This is a genomic window from Haloferula sp. BvORR071, from assembly GCF_000739615.1.
Taxonomy (GTDB): Bacteria; Verrucomicrobiota; Verrucomicrobiia; order Verrucomicrobiales; family Akkermansiaceae; genus Haloferula.
Genome location: NZ_BATP01000025.1, coordinates 1 through 17,532, shown reverse-complemented (window position 1 = coordinate 17,532; position 17,532 = coordinate 1). Strand labels below are relative to the sequence as shown.

At 60.5% G+C, this 17,532-nt stretch carries 9 protein-coding genes; 8 read left to right on the top strand and 1 reads right to left on the bottom strand.

Going from position 1 to position 17,532, the window contains the following annotated elements:
* Positions 1-8: 8 nt before the first annotated feature.
* From gyrB to BV071_RS13960, 4 genes are all read left to right on the top strand, one after another.
* Positions 9-2,552: a DNA topoisomerase (ATP-hydrolyzing) subunit B gene (gyrB, locus tag BV071_RS13975; RefSeq protein ID WP_035608171.1), complete on the top strand. Its 2,544-nt coding sequence runs from the start codon at positions 9-11 to the stop codon at positions 2,550-2,552.
* 43 nt (positions 2,553-2,595) lie between these two features.
* Positions 2,596-2,976: a four helix bundle protein gene (locus BV071_RS35410; RefSeq protein ID WP_035608168.1), complete on the top strand. Its 381-nt coding sequence runs from the start codon at positions 2,596-2,598 to the stop codon at positions 2,974-2,976.
* Positions 2,977-2,997: 21 nt separating this feature from the next.
* Positions 2,998-5,748: a DNA gyrase subunit A gene (gyrA, locus tag BV071_RS13965; protein ID WP_052573344.1), complete on the top strand. Its 2,751-nt coding sequence runs from the start codon at positions 2,998-3,000 to the stop codon at positions 5,746-5,748.
* 67 nt (positions 5,749-5,815) lie between these two features.
* Positions 5,816-6,718, top strand: coding sequence for a serine protease (locus tag BV071_RS13960; protein ID WP_035608166.1), 903 nt, complete (start codon positions 5,816-5,818; stop codon positions 6,716-6,718).
* Between the two features lie 220 nt (positions 6,719-6,938).
* Here the strand turns inward: BV071_RS13960 and BV071_RS13955 are convergent, their stop codons facing one another.
* Positions 6,939-9,182, bottom strand: coding sequence for a GH92 family glycosyl hydrolase (locus BV071_RS13955; protein ID WP_075090914.1), 2,244 nt, complete (start codon positions 9,180-9,182; stop codon positions 6,939-6,941).
* Between the two features lie 206 nt (positions 9,183-9,388).
* Between BV071_RS13955 and BV071_RS13950 the strand changes: the two genes are divergently transcribed.
* From BV071_RS13950 to BV071_RS13935, 4 genes are all read left to right on the top strand, one after another.
* On the top strand, positions 9,389-11,008 hold the full coding sequence (locus tag BV071_RS13950) for a histidine kinase (RefSeq protein ID WP_035608161.1): 1,620 nt from the start codon (positions 9,389-9,391) through the stop codon (positions 11,006-11,008).
* A gap of 24 nt (positions 11,009-11,032) precedes the next feature.
* Positions 11,033-11,665 carry a response regulator transcription factor gene (locus tag BV071_RS13945; protein ID WP_035608159.1) on the top strand — a complete coding sequence of 211 codons (633 nt, stop codon included), beginning with the start codon at positions 11,033-11,035 and terminating at the stop codon, positions 11,663-11,665.
* Between the two features lie 470 nt (positions 11,666-12,135).
* Complete coding sequence (locus tag BV071_RS13940) at positions 12,136-15,171, top strand: LamG-like jellyroll fold domain-containing protein (protein ID WP_265594424.1); 3,036 nt, start codon at positions 12,136-12,138, stop codon at positions 15,169-15,171.
* A gap of 165 nt (positions 15,172-15,336) precedes the next feature.
* Positions 15,337-17,532: hypothetical protein (locus BV071_RS13935; RefSeq protein ID WP_265594423.1), on the top strand; the 2,196-nt coding region annotated here is incomplete at its 3' end.

Sequence of the window (17,532 nt, the reverse complement as noted above, 5' to 3'; positions counted from 1 at the left end):
GCGGGTCCATGTCCGAAGAGCATAAGGAGCCTGAAAAGGCCGAAACCAATGTCAGCGGCGAGCAGGAATACGGTGCCGCCCAGATCGACAAACTCGAGGGTTTGGAGGCCGTCCGCAAGCGGCCAGGGATGTATATCGGCGATCCCGATGAGCGCGGCCTGCATCACTGCGTTTTCGAGGTGCTGGACAACTCGATCGACGAGCACCTGGCGGGATATTGCGACCGGATCAAGGTCTCGATCCACGTGGATGGCTCGATCTCGGTAGCGGACAATGGCCGGGGCATTCCGGTGGACATTCACCCGAAATTCGGGATTCCGGCGGTGGAGCTGGTGCTGACGAGCCTGCACGCGGGCGGCAAATTCGGGCAGGGTGCCTACAAGTATTCCGGCGGTCTGCACGGGGTGGGCGCGAAGTGCGTGAACGCGCTCTCGGATTGGTTCAAGGCGGAGGTGTTTCGCGATGGCAAGGTTCACGCGATTTCCTTCGAGCGCGGAAAGACCACAGACCCGCTGCATGTGGTTGGCGAGGTGGATGCCAAGCGCACGGGAACGACGATCACTTTCTTCCCGGATGCGACGATTTTCGTCGATACGATCGAGTTCAAGTTCGACCGGCTGTCGACCCGGCTCAAGGAGCTGGCCTTCCTCAATCCTGGCCTGACGATCGACTTGGAGGACGAGCGTCCTGAGTCGGCACGCAAGACGTCCTTCCTCTATGCGAGGGGTATTGTGGAGTTCGTGAATGAACTCGGGGCCACCAAGACCCTGGTTCACGAGGAACCGGTGGTCCTCAACGGCAAGCGCCAGATCGAGATCGATTACGACGGCAAGCAGTCGCAGGAGGATGTCTTCGCGGATGTCGTTTTCCAATACAACGACTCCTACAACGACCAGATCCTGTGCTTCGCGAATTCGATTCCGAATGCTGACGGTGGCACGCACTTGACCGGCTTCCGGACTGCCTTGACCCGCGGGATCAACCAGTACGCGAAGGCGAACAAGATTCTCAAAGAGAAGGATCCGGCTCTGACTGGTGATGACGTGCGCGAAGGCCTCGTGTGTGTGATCTCGGTGAAGATGCCGAGTCCGCGCTTCTCCTCGCAGACGAAGGGCAAGCTGGTGAACTCGGAGATCGAAGGCGTGGTTTCATCGATCGTTTACGAGGGGCTGGTGCAGTTCTTCGAAGAGAATCCGGGTGTCGCGAAGCGGATCATCGAGAAGTCGGTGAATGCGGCGCGTGCGCGCGAGGCGGCCCGCAAGGCCCGCGAAACGGTGCGCAAGTCGGCGCTCTCCGGTGGTGGTCTGCCGGGCAAGCTGGCGGACTGTTCCGAGCGTGATCCGGCGAAGTCCGAGCTCTATATTGTCGAAGGTGACTCCGCAGGTGGCTCGGCCAAGCAGGGCCGTGACCGCCGCACGCAGGCGATCCTGCCCTTGCGCGGCAAGCTGCTCAACGTCGAGAAGGCCCGCTTGCACCGTGCGCTTCAGAACAAGGAAATCCAGAACCTGATCACCGCGATCGGAGCGGGGATTGGCGATGGCGACCAAGATGGTTCCTTCACGATTGAGAAGGTGCGCTACCACAAGGTGGTGATCATGACCGATGCCGACGTCGACGGCTCGCACATCCGCACGCTGCTGCTGACCTTCTTCTGCCGTCACATGCCGGAGCTGGTGAAGCGCGGCTACCTCTATATCGCGCAACCACCGCTGTATCTGGTGACCCGCAAGAAGCGCTCGGAGTATGTGCAGGACAATGACCAGCTCAACCGGATCCTGATCGATCTGGGTGCGAGCGAAGTCGAGCTGCGGACGCACGATGAGTCTCGTACTTTCTCGGCGGACGAATTGAGGACGATCCTCGAGTCGCTGTCTTCCTTGTCCCGCTACTCGGGCTCGATCGAGGGCAACGGGGGACGCTTCAAGGACTACCTCGGCGCGCGCAAGGATGGCCGCCTGCCGGAGTACATGGTGCGGGTGCGGATCGGAAACGACGAGAACGTGCTCTACTTCACCAATGAGGAAGCCCTGCGTGGCTATGCCGCGGAGAATCGTGACCTGCGACTCTTCGACGAGCACCTCAGCGATGAGGAGCTCGCCGCGCATACTGGCCCTTCGCGCCGTGCGAACTTGCACGAACTCCACGAGTCCCACGCCATCGCGAAGATCTTCTCGCGCCTCGGTGAAAGCGGGATCGATACCCAGAAGTTCTGGGACGACGACACTCCGCTGTTCTCGCTGGTCGAGGGCGATGGCGAGAAGCAGAAGATTCATTCGCTGTTCTCCATTCCCGAGGTGCTCTCGCGGGTGCTCGAAATCGCCAGCCGTGGCGTGCAGATCAAACGATTCAAGGGTCTGGGCGAAATGAACGCGAAGCAGCTCTTCGAAACCACCATGGATCCGGAGACGCGCCAGTTCCTTCGTGTTCGTTTGGATGAGGACAACGCGGTGGAAGCTGACAAGATGTTCGACATCCTGATGGGTGACATCGTCGAGCCGCGGAAGCGGTTCATCGAGGACAACGCGCTGAATGTGCGGAACCTGGATGTCTGAATTGGGTCATTGGTCAGTGGTCATTTGTCATTGGTGAAAAACAATGAACGCTTCGATCAACGATCTGGAAATCTACCGGGAAGCGATGCGATTGGGCGAAGTCATTTGGGGCTTTGTTGCAACGTGGCCGTTTTTTGCCAAGGACACGGTGGGGAAGCAATTGGTCCGCGCGGCGGACTCTATGGCGGCCAATATCGCCGAGGGCTATGGACGCTTCCATTTCAAAGAGAACCAGAAGTTTTGTTACTACTCTCGCGGCTCAGCACAAGAAACTCAAACATGGATAGAGAAGTCCGCACGCCGGGAGCTGATTCCCGAAGATGCCGCACGCTCGCTCTATCACGAAATCGACGTCTTCAAGAGGCGCCTTAACGCTTACATTCGCTCCATAGGTTCGGTCTCGCCTGACGCAAATGACCAATGACCTTTGACTCCTGACTTTCCCATGTCTCAAGAATCGATTAAGCCGATCAACGTCGCCGAGGAACTCTCGAACTCCTTCCTGGAGTATTCGATGTCGGTCATTATTTCGCGGGCGCTTCCCGATGTCCGCGATGGCCTCAAGCCTTCGCAGCGCCGGGTTCTCTATGCCATGCGGCAGCTCGGCGTGACGCCGGGCAAGGCCCACGTGAAGTGCGCGAAGATCGTCGGCGAGACGATGGGTAATTTCCACCCGCACGGCGACCAATCGATCTACTCGACCCTCGTGAACATGGGCCAGCCGTGGTCGATGCGCGAGATGCTGGTGGATGGCCAGGGTAACTTCGGCTCGGTGGAAGGCGATGCTGCGGCGTCGATGCGGTATACCGAAGCCCGGCTTCATCCGCTCGGCATGGCGATGATGGAGGATCTCGACAAGGACACGGTCGACTTCCAGCCGAACTATGATGGCTCGCAGGAAGAGCCTACGGTCCTGCCGTCCGCCTTCCCGAACTTCCTCGTCAACGGTGGCACCGGCATTGCGGTGGGCATGGCGACCAACCTCGCCCCGCACAATCTCGGTGAGGTCATCGATGGCATCTGCGCGCAGATCGACAATCCGGAGATCACGCTGCCGGAGCTGATGCAGCACATCAAGGGGCCGGATTTTCCGGTCTCCTGCGAGATCCGCGGCATTCGTGGCATCGAGGAATACTTCCGCACCGGCCGTGGCTCGATGCGCCTCCGCGGCAAGGTGGAGATCGAGGAGAACGAGAACGGCAAGTCGCTCATTGTGATCCGTGAGGTTCCCTATGGCGTCAACCGCGCCGTGCTTCAGGAACGCATCGCGGAGCTGGTGAATGAGAAGACGCTCACCGGCATCTCCGGTATGCGTGACCTTTCCGACGAGGAGACCCGTATCGAGATCGAGTTGAAGCGCGATGCCCGTGCGCAGGTCGTCGTCGCGCAACTCTTCAAGCTCACCGCGCTGGAGACTTCCTTCAGCGTGAACATGCTGGCGATTCACAAGAACCGCCCGAAGCAGCTTTCGCTCAAGGAAGCGATCGACGCCTACATCGAGCACCGCCGCGAGGTGATCATCCGGCGTACGCGCTACCTGCTCGGCAAGGCCGAGGAGCGCGCCGAGCTGCTGGAGGCCTTCCTGCTCGCGCTGGGTCACCTCGATGACTTCATCAAGATCATCCGTGATTCCAAGAACCGGGATGAGGCACGCGAACGTCTTGCCGCCTACAATTTCTCAACGGCGACGGCGGAGCAGCTCGGCATCCTGATCCGTTCGCAAGCCGCCGTGCAAGGCGATCGCTACGTCTTCAGCGAACGTCAGGTGAATGCGATCCTGGAGCTGCGCCTCTATCAGCTCACCGGCCTGGAGCGTGACAAGGTGAAGGGCGAGTACGACGAGATCCTCGAAACCATCAAGGACCTGCTCGACATCCTGGCCCGCGAGGAGCGCGTGTTGAACATTATCAAGGATGAGCTCCGCGCCATCCGCGAGAAGTACGCCACTCCGCGTAGGTGCCCGATCCTTGCCGAAGCCGGCGAGATCGCGATGGAAGAGCTGATCGCGAACGATGCGATGATCGTGACGCTTTCGCATCGCGGCTACGTCAAGCGCACCCCGGCCAGTGAGTACCGATTGCAGGGGCGCGGGGGCAAGGGCCTCAAGGGCATGGAGACGAAGGCCACCGCCAAGGATGAGGCGGACGACTTCATCGAGCACCTCTTCAGCGTTCAGGCGCACGATTACCTGCTGTTCTTCACCAACACGGGCCGCGTTTATGTCGAGCGCGTCTACGGATTGCCGGAAGGCTCGCGCACCTCGACCGGTCGCAGCATCAAGAACGTGCTCGACCTCAAGCCCGAGGAAAAGATTGCCGCGTTGCTTCGCTTGGAGCGCGCGACCGATGAGAACGGCAACGACATCACCTTCCGTGAGGGTGCCGGTTTCATCTTCTTCGCCACCCGCAACGGCAAGGTGAAGAAGACGGCGCTCAATGACTTCCGCAACTACCGCAAGGCTGGTCTGACCGCGATCAATCTCGACGAAGGCAATGACCTGATGGGGGTCGATCTCACGACGGGTGATGATGACATCATCCTGGTCACGAGAAACGGCCTGAGCATCCGCTTCACCGAAGGTGTCTACAAGAAGCCGCAAGGTGAGCCCGGAGAAGGGGAGGACGCCGTCGAAGAAGAAGTTGGTGGTGAGGAAGAGGCCGCCGACGATGACGGCACTCCGCAGATCCGTCCTCAAGGCCGCGCGACGGCAGGCGTGACGGGCATCCGTCTGGGTAAGGACGACGTGGTGGTGGGCATGGCTATCGTTACGGAAGGCGCCACCTTGCTTGTCGCCGCCGAAAACGGCCTCGGCAAACGCACTGCCTTCACGAGCTATCCATACCGCCGCCGCGGCGGCAAGGGGGTGAAGACCATGAACGTCACCGAGAAGACGGGCAAGGTCGTCAGCGCCGTTGCCGTGACCGAGGAGGACGAACTCATGCTCATGACCTCCACTGGCCAGAGCATCCGTATCAAGGTCGGCGGGGAGAAGGGGATCCGCGAGACTGGCCGCGTCGCCCAAGGCGTGAAGCTCCTGACGCTCAAGGAAGGCGAGAAGCTGCAGGACGTAGCGATCGTTATTCCGGACGGCGAGGATGCGCAGAGCGAGGCCGCTGGCGCTGGGGGTGAGCCTGATTTCGGTGAAGCACCGGATACCGGCGAGGCTCAGGCTGCTCCCGAGGCCCAAGAAGAGTAAGACTTGGCAAGGCGAGGGTGCTGCTTCTGCAACTCCCTCGCCGCCCAAGGCGTAGTGATGTGAAGTCATGAAACTCCCCGCGCTCCTTCCGCTTGCTGCTGCCGCGCTCGTCGCCATTCCGGCCTTCGGTCAGGCACCCGGGGTGCCGATCGAGGGAGGTGGTCCGATCGAGCAGAATCAGGAAATCCTGAAGCAGGCAGGAGAGTTGAAAGCCGCAGGCAAGCTGCTCAATCGCGAGAAGGTTTTCGATTTGCTCAAGTCTCCCGACAAGAGCGAGGTGGAGGTCATCGCGCCGCACACCGAGAAGCTTTCTCCGCAAGACGTCGCAGTGCGGGCGCGGAAGGGCTTTGTGCGGATCGGATGGTACTACCTTTGCCCGCGCTGCGATCACTGGCACCTTGGGCTTGCAGGTGGCTATGCGGTCGATCGCAAGGGCACTGTGGCGACTTGCGATCATTGCGTGCGAACGGACCGGGAGATGCGCGAGGGCTATCTCGTGGCTGTGGACGATAACGAGAAGGTATACGCCGTGAACCGCGTGCTGGCCTCCTCCGAGGAGTTGGACGCGGCGCTCTTGCAGATCGAGGGCAGCGAGCTGGAGCCGCTGCCGCTACAAGACCAGATCGTGCCGGGCGATGCCGCTTTCTTGTATAGCGAGCCTTTCGGGCATGCGGGTTATTTTAGCACCGGCATGGTCAACCGCTTCTATTGGAAGTCCGGCGATGCCGGTGATGCGATGAAGCTGGAGGATGCCGCGAGGCTGCGCCTGAACGTTACCACCGATTGGGCTCCCGGCTCCAGCGGTGCGGCGGTGATCGATGCCTGCGGTAATGCGATTGGCCATGTCTCGCGGATCGAGACGCGGGGCGGAGAGGCCAAGGGCAAGGAGGCGAGCCAGACGATGATCACTTTCCGTGAGGCGGTGCCGGCGCGTGGGGTGTTGCTTTTGCTGAAGTCGCTGAAGGATTGAGGCTGGGATGATGGTGGCGGAGTTGTATCCGCACCCCGCATGAGGCGTCCCTTCAGGACGCGATTGGCGCTGCGCATTGTCCCGGCACTTCGTTCCTCGTGCCGGGCTGGTATGAGCCGTCCCGTTGGGACGAAGAAGCGAAAGATCCATTGGCGGGGAATCGGCACATGGATTGACGAGGAGTCGTCAAAACGATCCGCAAGAGTGGTGTGGGTCAGGCTCAATCCGCACGAGGTGGAGCGTCGGCTTCGGCGCTGCCCCATGACTTGTTGGGCTGGCTGCCCATCTCGAATTCGAGGGTGCCACCGGCAACGATCGTGTCGTGTGCGATCCACGTTTTGGTGAAGGGATTGCCGTTCAACTTTGCAGACTGGATGTAGCGATTCTCCGGGCTGTTGTTTGCGGCGTGGACCGTGAATGTCTTGTTGCCGGGGAGGTGGATCGTGGTCTCCTCGAAGAGCGGGCTGCCGATCAGGTAGTTCGGAGTGCCGGGGCAGAAGGGGTAGAAGCCGGCGGCGTTGAAAACATACCAAGCGGACATTTGGCCGGTGTCCTCGTCGCCGATCATGCCATCGGGATTGTAGAGTTCATCCATCACGCGGCGCACGGCGTGCTGGGTCTTCCATGGCTGGCGCAGGTAGTTGTAGAAGTAGAGGACGTGATGGCAGGGCTCATTCACATGGGCATACTGGCCCATTTTGGAGAACTCTACCTCGCGCATTTCGTGGATCAGGTGACCGTAGCTGCCGGGCACGGAGGTCGTGGGCATCGAGAGCAAGGTATCGAGCTTGGCGGCTGCCGCGTCCGTCCCGCCTAACAGGGAGATCAGGCCGTAGGGATCGTGCATCACGGACCAAGTCCACTGCCAGGCATTGCCTTCCACGAAGGGGCCTCCCCATGCGAGAGGATCGAAGGGTTCCTGCCACGAACCATCTGACTTCTTGCCCCGCATGAAGCCGGTCTTGGCGTCCCAGACATTGCGGTAGTTCTGCGAACGCTTGAGTAAGAGGGCGGCGTCTTCTGCGTGGCCCGCGGCCTTGGCCAACTGCGCCACGCAGAAGTCATCATAGGCATATTCCAGCGTGCAAGAGGTGGCGGCTTCCTTGCGCGAATCGGTGGGGATGTAGCCTTTCTCGAGGTATTGGTTGAGGTGATCGCGCCCGGCCCAGCCTGCGCCATCTTCCTCAGTGGCGTTCTTGCGGACCGCGGCATAGGCATCCTTCAAATCAAAGGTGCGCAGACCCTTGGCCCAAGCATCGGCGAAGATCGAATCACTGTGGGAACCGATCATGCAGGGGCGGTTGCCGGGGCTCGGCCAATTTGGGAGGCGGCCCCCCTCACGATAAGCGTTGAGCCAGCCCTCGAGGATCTGGGATCCGTGCTCCGGGGTATAGAGCACAAAGAATGGGAAGCCGGTGCGGAAGGTGTCCCAGAGACCATTGTCGGTGTAGAGCGGTCCGTCGAAGACCTTGCCATTCGAAAATGGGCTATAGTGGCGGATCTTCCCTTGGGCATCGGGCTCATGAAACATGCGCGGGAACTGCAAGGCTCGATAGAGGGCAGTATAGTAGGTGCTGCGCTGTGCCTCGGTGGCACCCTTGATGTCCACGATGGAGAGCTCCTTGGACCATGCGCTCTTGGCACGGTCGCGAGCTGCTTCGAAGTTCCAATCGGGAATCTCGTTGCGCAGATTCAGCTCGGCCTGCTCGTAGCTGATGAACGAGGTGCCGATGCGCAGGTTTACCGGACGAGAGGCATCGGTAGCCTTGAAGCGGATGGCAGCAGCGGTCTGCTTCTTCTCCTTCTTGGCATCGACCGACTCGAAGGGCTGGTCGAACTCGACGACAAAGTACATCGCGAAATTCCCCGGGGCTCCGAAGGTGACGTGGCGAGCTGCGCCGCGAAGCTTTTGTTTGGCGGGGTCGAAGCTGGCGTCGATGTCTCCTTCGAGATCGAAGACGAGAGCCGATTCGCTGGAGCTAGGAAAACCGCAACGCAGGAAGGAGCAGCGCTCGCTGGGAACGAGCTCGAGGGTCGTTTTATAGCGATCCAGTACGACCGAGTAGTAGTAGGGGAGAGCCTTCTCGCGGCTGTGGGAGAATTCGGAGGCCCTGTCCTTGTTGCTGCCCTCATGGCTGCCGACAACGGGCATCATCAGGAAGTCACCGTAGTCCCGAATCCAAATGCTGGGCTGGTGGGTAGCGCGGATGCCCTCGAAGCGGGTATGCTTCATCTGATAGAATGGACCGGCATTGCCGTCGGTCTGAGGCGCCCAGGTGGTCATGCCGAAGGGAGCGACGATGGCTGCCAAGGTATTGCCCCGGGAGAACTCCGCGTCGCCATTCGTCCCAGAGAGTGGGTTGACGCAATCGACTGGTTCTCTGTGATTTGCGGTGGCCATGGACGGCGCGAACGCCGCAAGCAGGAGAGCGGGAAAGAGGCCGGATTTCATTCTGGTTTCCATGGTCAAGGACGGGTGCTGCCGGGGCCGCCGGTGTTCTGCGGAAACGGCAGGGAATAGACGTAGTGAGAGGCGTCGAGCTTGCACTGATGCCAGCACTGCCGAGAGAAGCCTTGGCAAGAAAGGGACGGAAAATTAGATTGAGACCCGTTGCCCTCAGGCCGTGAACCCCGGCCTGTTTCCGAAGTTCCCTTTCCGGAGCCCTGACGATGCGGCTATACTCCAATCTAACAGCCGCTGTCCGCGCGGCGCTTCTGCTCCTGTCGTGTATCCAGATCGCGGTGGGGGCACCGGATGCGACGTCGATCAAACTCTTCGTCGACCATTCGCCGACCCCGCTCCAAGGGCCAAATATTACGGTGCCGAACGACGCATCCACGCTGACCTTTTTCGTGACGCCGCGGGTTCCCTTGGTCCGCTACAAGCTTGAAGGGATCGACCATGATTGGACGGCGAGGACCGACGAAATGTTCTTCATGCTCCGCTTCCTCAATGAGAGAGGCGATCAGTTGTCCCAGCTGTCCTTCCCTGTCGGAGGTCGGAGCAAGGGTTGGAAGGGGGCTGTGGAGAAGTCGGATTTCGGAAGCAGGAAGGAGACCTTCGGCGTTCCGGCGGATGCGGTGTATCTCTCCGTCGCCATGACCTCTGCGGGGCCTCCATCGCTGGTCGGAGTGTTTGCGGTTTCCGCGATCAACATCAAGTCGGTGGGCGATGCCGCCAGTCCGCCGCGGGTTCTGATGTCCGACAGTCAACCGGTGACGCCGCTCGAGCATTTCTGGATCAAGTCCGGCACGCACCCATCGATGGCCTATGACCTGAATCACGATCAAGGGAAGGGCGGGTCGCCAGTGCTCGTCATCATGGATGACGATCTCACGGGTCATGCGGACTGGGCTTCGGATATCCACGGTCTGCCGCGAATCACCCCGGGTGAAGTTCTGGAAGTCCAGTGGCAGGAAACCTATAGCGTGGGAGCAGGGGGGACTTTTTCGACAACCTACGAGCGCCTCCCGCCTGGTCCGTATCGGTTTGTGGTTGAGGATCTTACGATCACCGGTGATCGTCTGGGGACTACGACGGCGATCTCGGTATTCGTCCCGCGGCCTTACTGGAAGAGCTTTTGGTTTTGGGGCATCGTGGCTGCCTCGATCACGATCTTGTCCACGCTCGTGGGTCGGCAGTTGATCCGCCGGAAGATCAGGCGGCATTTGCAAGAGGCGCAGATGATCTCGGACGAGCGGCTGCGAATCGCCCGGGATCTGCACGATGACCTCGGCACGCGGCTCTCGCACATTTCTCTTCTAGGGGCCTATGGGGAGGGCAATAGCGGCGACGACGAAGCCCGCTCGTCCTTCCGCCAGATCACCGCGATGTCCCGGGAACTCATCGGGGCGCTCTCCGAGACCGTGTGGATGCTGAACCCGAAGAACAATGACTTCGAGGCCTTGGTGGATTTCCTGTGTCGGCTGGTCAGCGAGCTTTGCCGGCTCGCGGAGATTCGCTGCCGCATTGATGCGATGTCGGTATTCCAGAACATGGCGATCAGCCATGAGTTCCGGCACAACGTGAGCCTGGCGGTGAAGGAGACGATCAACAATGCCTTGAAGCATTCCCATGCCACGGAGATCAAAATGACGATCCGGCTTGATGAGAACGTATTGAAGATCATTATTGCGGATAACGGGGTTGGAATTACCCGTGACAGGAGTAAGACCGGTCTCGGCCTTGAGAGCATCAGCCAGCGGATGGCGTCCATCCGGGGCAGGTGCAACATTCGTCCGCTCGGAGACGATGGCCTCGAAATTTCATTGGAAGCCCCGCTCGTCTGAGCTTCCCTCAACCCAATTTTAGCGATGATTCCCGGCAAAAAGACGGTCGTGGTGGTGGAGGATGACATCCGTCTCCAGGAGCATTTGATCAAGATGCTTGATATGCCGGAGGACATCACCTGCCTGTGCGCGGTGTCCTCGGCTGAAGAAGCCTTGGAAAAAATTCCAGCCTACCATCCGGACGTCGTATTGATGGACGTCAATCTCCCCGGGATTTCCGGCATCGATTGCATCCGCGATCTCAAAAAGAAGCAGCCCCGGCTGGAGATCGTGATGCTGACCGCCTACGACGTGGACGATAACATTTTCCGGGCTCTGAAGGAGGGTGCCAGTGGCTACCTTTTGAAATCGAGCACGCCGGATGACATCTACAATGCGATCCGCGACGTCTACTCGGGAGGCGCGCCTTTCTCGAGCCACATTGCCAGAAAGGTGGCGCACTACTTCCGCGCGGAGAAGGACATCGAGGATGAGAACGAGAAGCTTACGCCGCGGGAAAAGGACGTCCTGAGGTTGCTTGCGTCCGGCTACATCTACAAGGAGGTCGCGGACCAACTGGACATTTCGATGGAGACCGTCCGCACCTACGTAAAGCGGATTTGCATCAAGCTGCATGTGCGCAGCAAGGTGGAGGCGATCATCAAGTTCCGCTCTTGATCAGCCCGTTGTGGGCTGCATTTGGTTGAGCTTGGGCGCTGCTGGATAGCGGCCTGCAAGTTGCTATTGCACGGGGTGGAGGGAGGCTTGAAGCCGCGGCGTTGCGGCATTTGTCCCCGTTTTGGGGACTATCGGATTCTGCCCGATTGGGCAGTATCTGTCACGGTTGTGGGAAGTCAGATCGCCCAAGTCTGAGGGTTATCCGATTCGCCTGAATGCAGGGATCCGCTCCTTTGAACCCAAGGAGCGGGCATCGGTCTGAGACCCACGCCATCAAGCCGATACCCATGACTGGAGGCCCTGAAATCTCCAGTCCCCAACCCATGAAACCCACAGACAAAATTCAACATCTCAGATCTCACCTGAGATCCCTCGCGTTTGCCTCGACGCTTGGAGCAGCGGCGCTCTTTAGCACCGGGACTGGTGCTAAAGCAGCTCTCATCGGTCACTGGTTTTCCGGAGCCGAGAACTTGTCCGATACCTCCGGATTCACTCCGCCTGGAACTCACGATGGCGTGGCTGTCGGCGGGAACGCCGGCCTGCTCGCTTACAGCGAGGATGTGCCCGCTGGATTTACCGGCAAGTCCTTGGACCTTCGGGCTGGAGGGGCTGGAAATGTCGCGGTGCAGGTTTCTAACAGCTCAACCGCGGATGCCGGCTACGTGAGCACCTTCGATGGCGGGGTGACCGGCCAACTGAGTGTGGCTTTCTGGGCCAAGGGCTTCCCGGGTGACTGGGCGCCGTGGATTTCGAAGCGTGGCGAAGACAACATCGGCTGGCAGGTCCGCCGCTTCGCCAACAGCAGCGGTGCCTGCTTCACTTTGCGTGGCCTGGATAATGCGGATGGCGGCGGCAGCAGCATTGCGGTCAACGACAACCCGGCCAAGTGGCATCACTTCGTTGCGGTCTGGGATCAGACAGCCAACACGCGGACGCTCTATGTGGACGGCGTGGTATCGCATGTGGTGACGAACGCCTCAGGCCAATCGATGAACCTTGCGGCCGCCACGCATCTTGGTCTGGGAGGAAGGCAGGGTTCTGGAGCCAACTTTGAGTCTTACTTCCAAGGTCTGATTTTCGATGTGCGGATCTACAACCAGACCCTCGATCAACAGGCGGTCTTCGATCTGATTCCGCAACAGGCACCGCAAAATCTGGCGGCGACAATCGGTAGCGGCAAGGTCAGCCTGACTTGGACGCCTTCGGTGGGAGCCTCCAGCTACACCGTGTCGACGAAGAACACCGTTACCAACGCGGAGCAAACCGACGTGGTCACGGAGATTCCCTTTGTGAAGACCGGCTTGAGCAATGGCGTGTCCTATCAGTTCAAGGTCCTGGGGAGCAATGGTGGCGGCAGCGGCCCGTATTCCTCCGCAATTAGCGCGATTCCGACGCCGGGCGCCGCGAAGGACATCCTTAGCTTTGAAGTTGGCGGCCTTTCATCTGCACAGATCGTCGGCAATACGATCACCAAGTATGTGCCGCTCAATGTGGACGTGACGGAGCTTTCCGCGACTTATACGGTTTCCGCTTTTGCCTCAGAGGACGTTAACTTCCCCTCTGGCTCGGTGCGGGACTTCAGCACTCCGCAGACCTACACGATCACCGCGGAGAATGCGACCACCAAGGTCTACACGGTGAACATCATCCAGGCTGATCCGATCACCTACAACTTCGATACCGATCTCCAGGGCTGGACGCAGATCTGGCCGATTTCTGGAAATTTGTTGGAAAATGGAGGCCTTGGAACTCCGGAAGGTCCTAACGCCGATGGTGCGAGCACTCGCTTCGGACGTTCCCCGGATTTCTTCCTGAACAACTCCGGTCCGCTGTCTTTCCAATTGGGCGGCGGTCAAGGAAGCCTTGCCGCGCCGAATTTCGGTCCGTCGGCGATTCCGGCGAACGCGATCGATGACGGTGGCTTTGCCGGCGTGGCCCTTCGTGATGTCGCGACCAATACCTACATCCTGAGCAAGCGCCGCGATGGCAACGGTCCCAACTATGCCAATGGCAGCTTCAGCGAGGCGGAACTTGCGCCTTATGTGAACAACGGCAAGCGCTATACCCTGGACTTCCTCGACTACAACAAGGGCGGCTGGGGCTGGACGCGTTTGGACAATGTGTCGATTCCCGGCACGCTGGCTCCGGTGCTGCCACCCGCAGCAGAAGCGAATGTCCTCGCCTTCAATCTGAGCCTGCCCTCCACCATCAAGATGGATGGCAACAATATCACGATGACTCTTCCCTTCGGAACTCCGGTCACTGCGCTTGCGCCGACCTACGTTCTGAGCACCGGTGCCACCTGCAATAAACCCTCAGGCAGTGCCCAAAACTTCTCCAGCCCGGTGAGCTACACCGTTACCTCATCGGATCTGGCAGTCACCCGGGTATATAGCGTGTCGGCGGTGGTGATGGCTGATCCTGCCTTGTCTCTGGTCGGTCGTTGGGTCTCCGGCGCAGAAAGTCTGGCAGACAGTTCGGGCTTTACTCCCGCCGGCACGCATGACGGTGTGGCCGTGGGTGACAACGCCGGCCTCCTCGCCTACTCGTCCGATGTGCCTCCCGGCTTCAGTGGCAAGTCGCTCGACCTGAGCGCCGGAAATGTGGGGGTGTCGATCGCCAATAGCGCCACGACGGATGCGGGTTACCTGAATACCTTCGACGATCAGACGCGGAGCCAGATCACCATTTCCTTCTGGGCAAAAGGCTTCCCCGGAACGTGGAATCCTTGGGTCGCGAAAGGTGGTGAGAATGGCGTGGGCTACCAGTTGCGGCGTGTGGATGCTGACCCGGTTGCGGGCTTCACGATTCGCGGTCTTGGCAATGAGGATGGCCGCGGCAGCCAGATCAACGTCAATGACAGCCCGCCGATCTGGCACCACTTCGCCGGCGTGTGGGACGAAGTCACCGGGGTTCGCTCACTCTATGTCGATGGCTTGCTCTCGCACGACGTCAACACTCTGGGGCAAGTGATGAACATGGCCAGTGGCAGGCACTTGGCTTTGGGCGCCCGCCAGAACGACGTCAATGGCGGTTACGGCAACTACTTCCAAGGCCTGCTGTATGATGTCCGGATCTACAAGCAGAAGCTCTTCATCAATCAGGTCCAGGCGCTTGGCTCGCCCTCGAACTTCAACACCTGGATCAACGCGAACTACCCCGGCTTGTCGAACAAGACCGCCGGTGGTGATCCGGATGGTGACGGCGTTAGCAACTTCGATGAATTTGCCTTCGGCCTCAATCCATCCAGCGGCAGCTCGGTTCAGCCGATCAAGACGATGCTCAACCGGAGCACCGGGACATTCACCTACGTTCGACTGAATCCGGCGGTGAGCGGTCTGAGCTACAAGATCCTGACCTCGGTCAACCTGGTGGATTGGACGGAGGATACTGCCGCTACCGCGGGCCAAACGGTCAGCGCGACCAATGGCGACGTGCAGACGATGTCGGTCACGCTCAGCGGGGCTCCCTTGACCAAGCTCTTCGTGCGCGTGAAAGCGCAGTAAGGCGTCTCAACGGAATCAATCAGAAGAGATTCAATCGACCAGCGCACCTGGGGAGGAGCTGGCGGCGGACCGGAGGCTTTGAGTGGCCTCTGGTCTAGCCGCCAAGCCCGGCCCCTGGGCGCTCCTTCCACGAAGTTCCTTGGTGTCGGCAAATCGTTAGAACCCATGAAACCCAAATTCCCTGTTCGAACCAAGGGGCGACGTGTCTCCCGACAGCCTGGCTTCGCGCTGGTGATCAGCCTGTCGCTGATGGTCCTGCTTACCATCCTCGCGGTCGGTTTGCTTTCGCTCTCGACGGTCTCGCTGCGGGCCACCGGCCAGGGCGAGGCGCTGGCGATCGCGCAGGCCAATGCCCGGATGGGCCTGATGCTGGCCCTGGGCGAGTTGCAGAAGCAGGCGGGGCCGGACCAGCGGGTCACTGCGCGGGCCGACATCCGCGACAATGGCAAGATCGCCAATCCGCACCTGACCGGGGTGTGGAAGTCATGGGAAATCAAGCCGGCCAGCCCGCCCTCGGCCGCGGAGTATGAGAAGTCCGCGCGCGACAAGAAGTTCCTCGGCTGGCTGGCATCCAGCGGCAAGGGTTCGGAACGGGCCGATGTCGATTTCGCTGCGAAGGAGCCGAAGAATCCCGCGACGCTGTGGGGCAAGGGCTCGCTGGGCAACACCGTGCCGGATACGGACATCGTGCGCGCCTCACGCATCGAGCTGGGGTCGAAGAACAGCAAGGGCAGCGCCAGCGACGGCGCCTTTGCTTGGGCGGTGATGGACGAGGGCGTGAAGGTCCGGATCAACACCCCCTTCGTCGAGGAAGCGAACTCGAAGGCGATGCAGACCGCCCAGCTCGGCACCGGCGTGCGCCCGAATGTATCATCGATCAAGGCGCTGGAGGATCTCAAGCGCTCCTTCTTCGTCCAGGGCTCGCCGGATTTCGCCACGGTGGAGAAAGGTCTCACCCGCCTCAACTACGGGCTGGCCGCGACGACTCTCGCCTCCGGCACCAGGGATTCGCTCAAGGCGCTGGGCCATGACGTCACGCCCTACTCGGTCGGCATTTTCACCGATGTCGCCACCGGCGGCTTGAAGGAAGACTTCAACCTCTTGGCGAACTCCAGCGCGCTGCCATCGGTGTATGCGGGCAAGAACGTCTACAACTCCCGCCTTGGCACCACCGGGCCCTCCGACCCGCGCTGGGAATCGCTGCAGCAGCTCGCGCAGGTCTACAAGCAGACCGGCAAGCTCACCAGCCTGGCAGGCGCGCCGCTTCTCAAATCGCAGATTCCCAGCGGCTGGAAGGCCGCGCAGGGCTCCGATCCCAATAGTGGCGCCACCGGCACCACCCAGAAGAATCCGCCGCCGGGCCTGGTGCTGATGCCGACCGTCGCCAAGGTCCAGGTCGTCTTCAGCCTGCTGACCCGCGACATCTATAACTACCCGAAGGTCAGCGATACCACCCCGAAGATCCCCGGCACCAAGACCGACGAATCCAACGCCGAACTCCACGGCCCCTGGGGCAAGAACTTCGCGGGCTCGTCCTACGACTACCTCCTGCACCTGCTCTACACGCCGGTGGTCACGCTCCACAACCCCTACAACGTCGCGCTTGAGTTCAACGAACTGAAGGTGGTCTTCGGCAACGTGCCCTTCGCCTTGCAGGTCTATCGCAACGGCACGGCCCAGACCAAGGAGCCGGCACCGCTCGACACCATGTTCTACCAGCAGTCGGAGACCGGCAGCCTGGCCAAGCGCTTCGGCATGACCCTGCGCACCAACGGTGGCACCGCCGCCTCGCCCTCGGTCGGCTCGACCACCTTCCGGCTGATGCCGGGCGAGGTGATGATGTTCTCGCCGTACATCGATCCGAACCGCACCTGGAAGGACGAATACAGCAACCGCACCTTCTCCGACTGGGACAGCGGCTCGGGCGCGACCCGCACCCTGACGATCGACGGCCTGCCGGGCTGGCGCGGCGATGGCATCGGTTTCGACCTCGACTGGTTCAATCCCTCCTACAAGGGCCTGCGCCTGACCGACCAGGAGACCGAGGGTAGCGTTAACATGGGCCGCGGCGGCTGCATCGGTGCCAAGGCGACCGATGAGTTCTCGCTCAAGTTCTCACCCTTGAGCGTCGAGGCGCTCAGCAAGAACAAGTTCACGATCGAGATCTTCGCCAAGCCGACCGGCAGCGCGACCCTGGTCTCATCCAGCGTGATCGAGATGGACTACGAGTCCGCCAACGGCCTGAAGGACTACCTGATGGATTCCACCGGCAGCATCACCTACCCGAAGGACGGCAAGACCGTCAACGCGATGGCGATGCACTCCCACTCGCTGACCAAGATCAAGGACATCAACACCGCC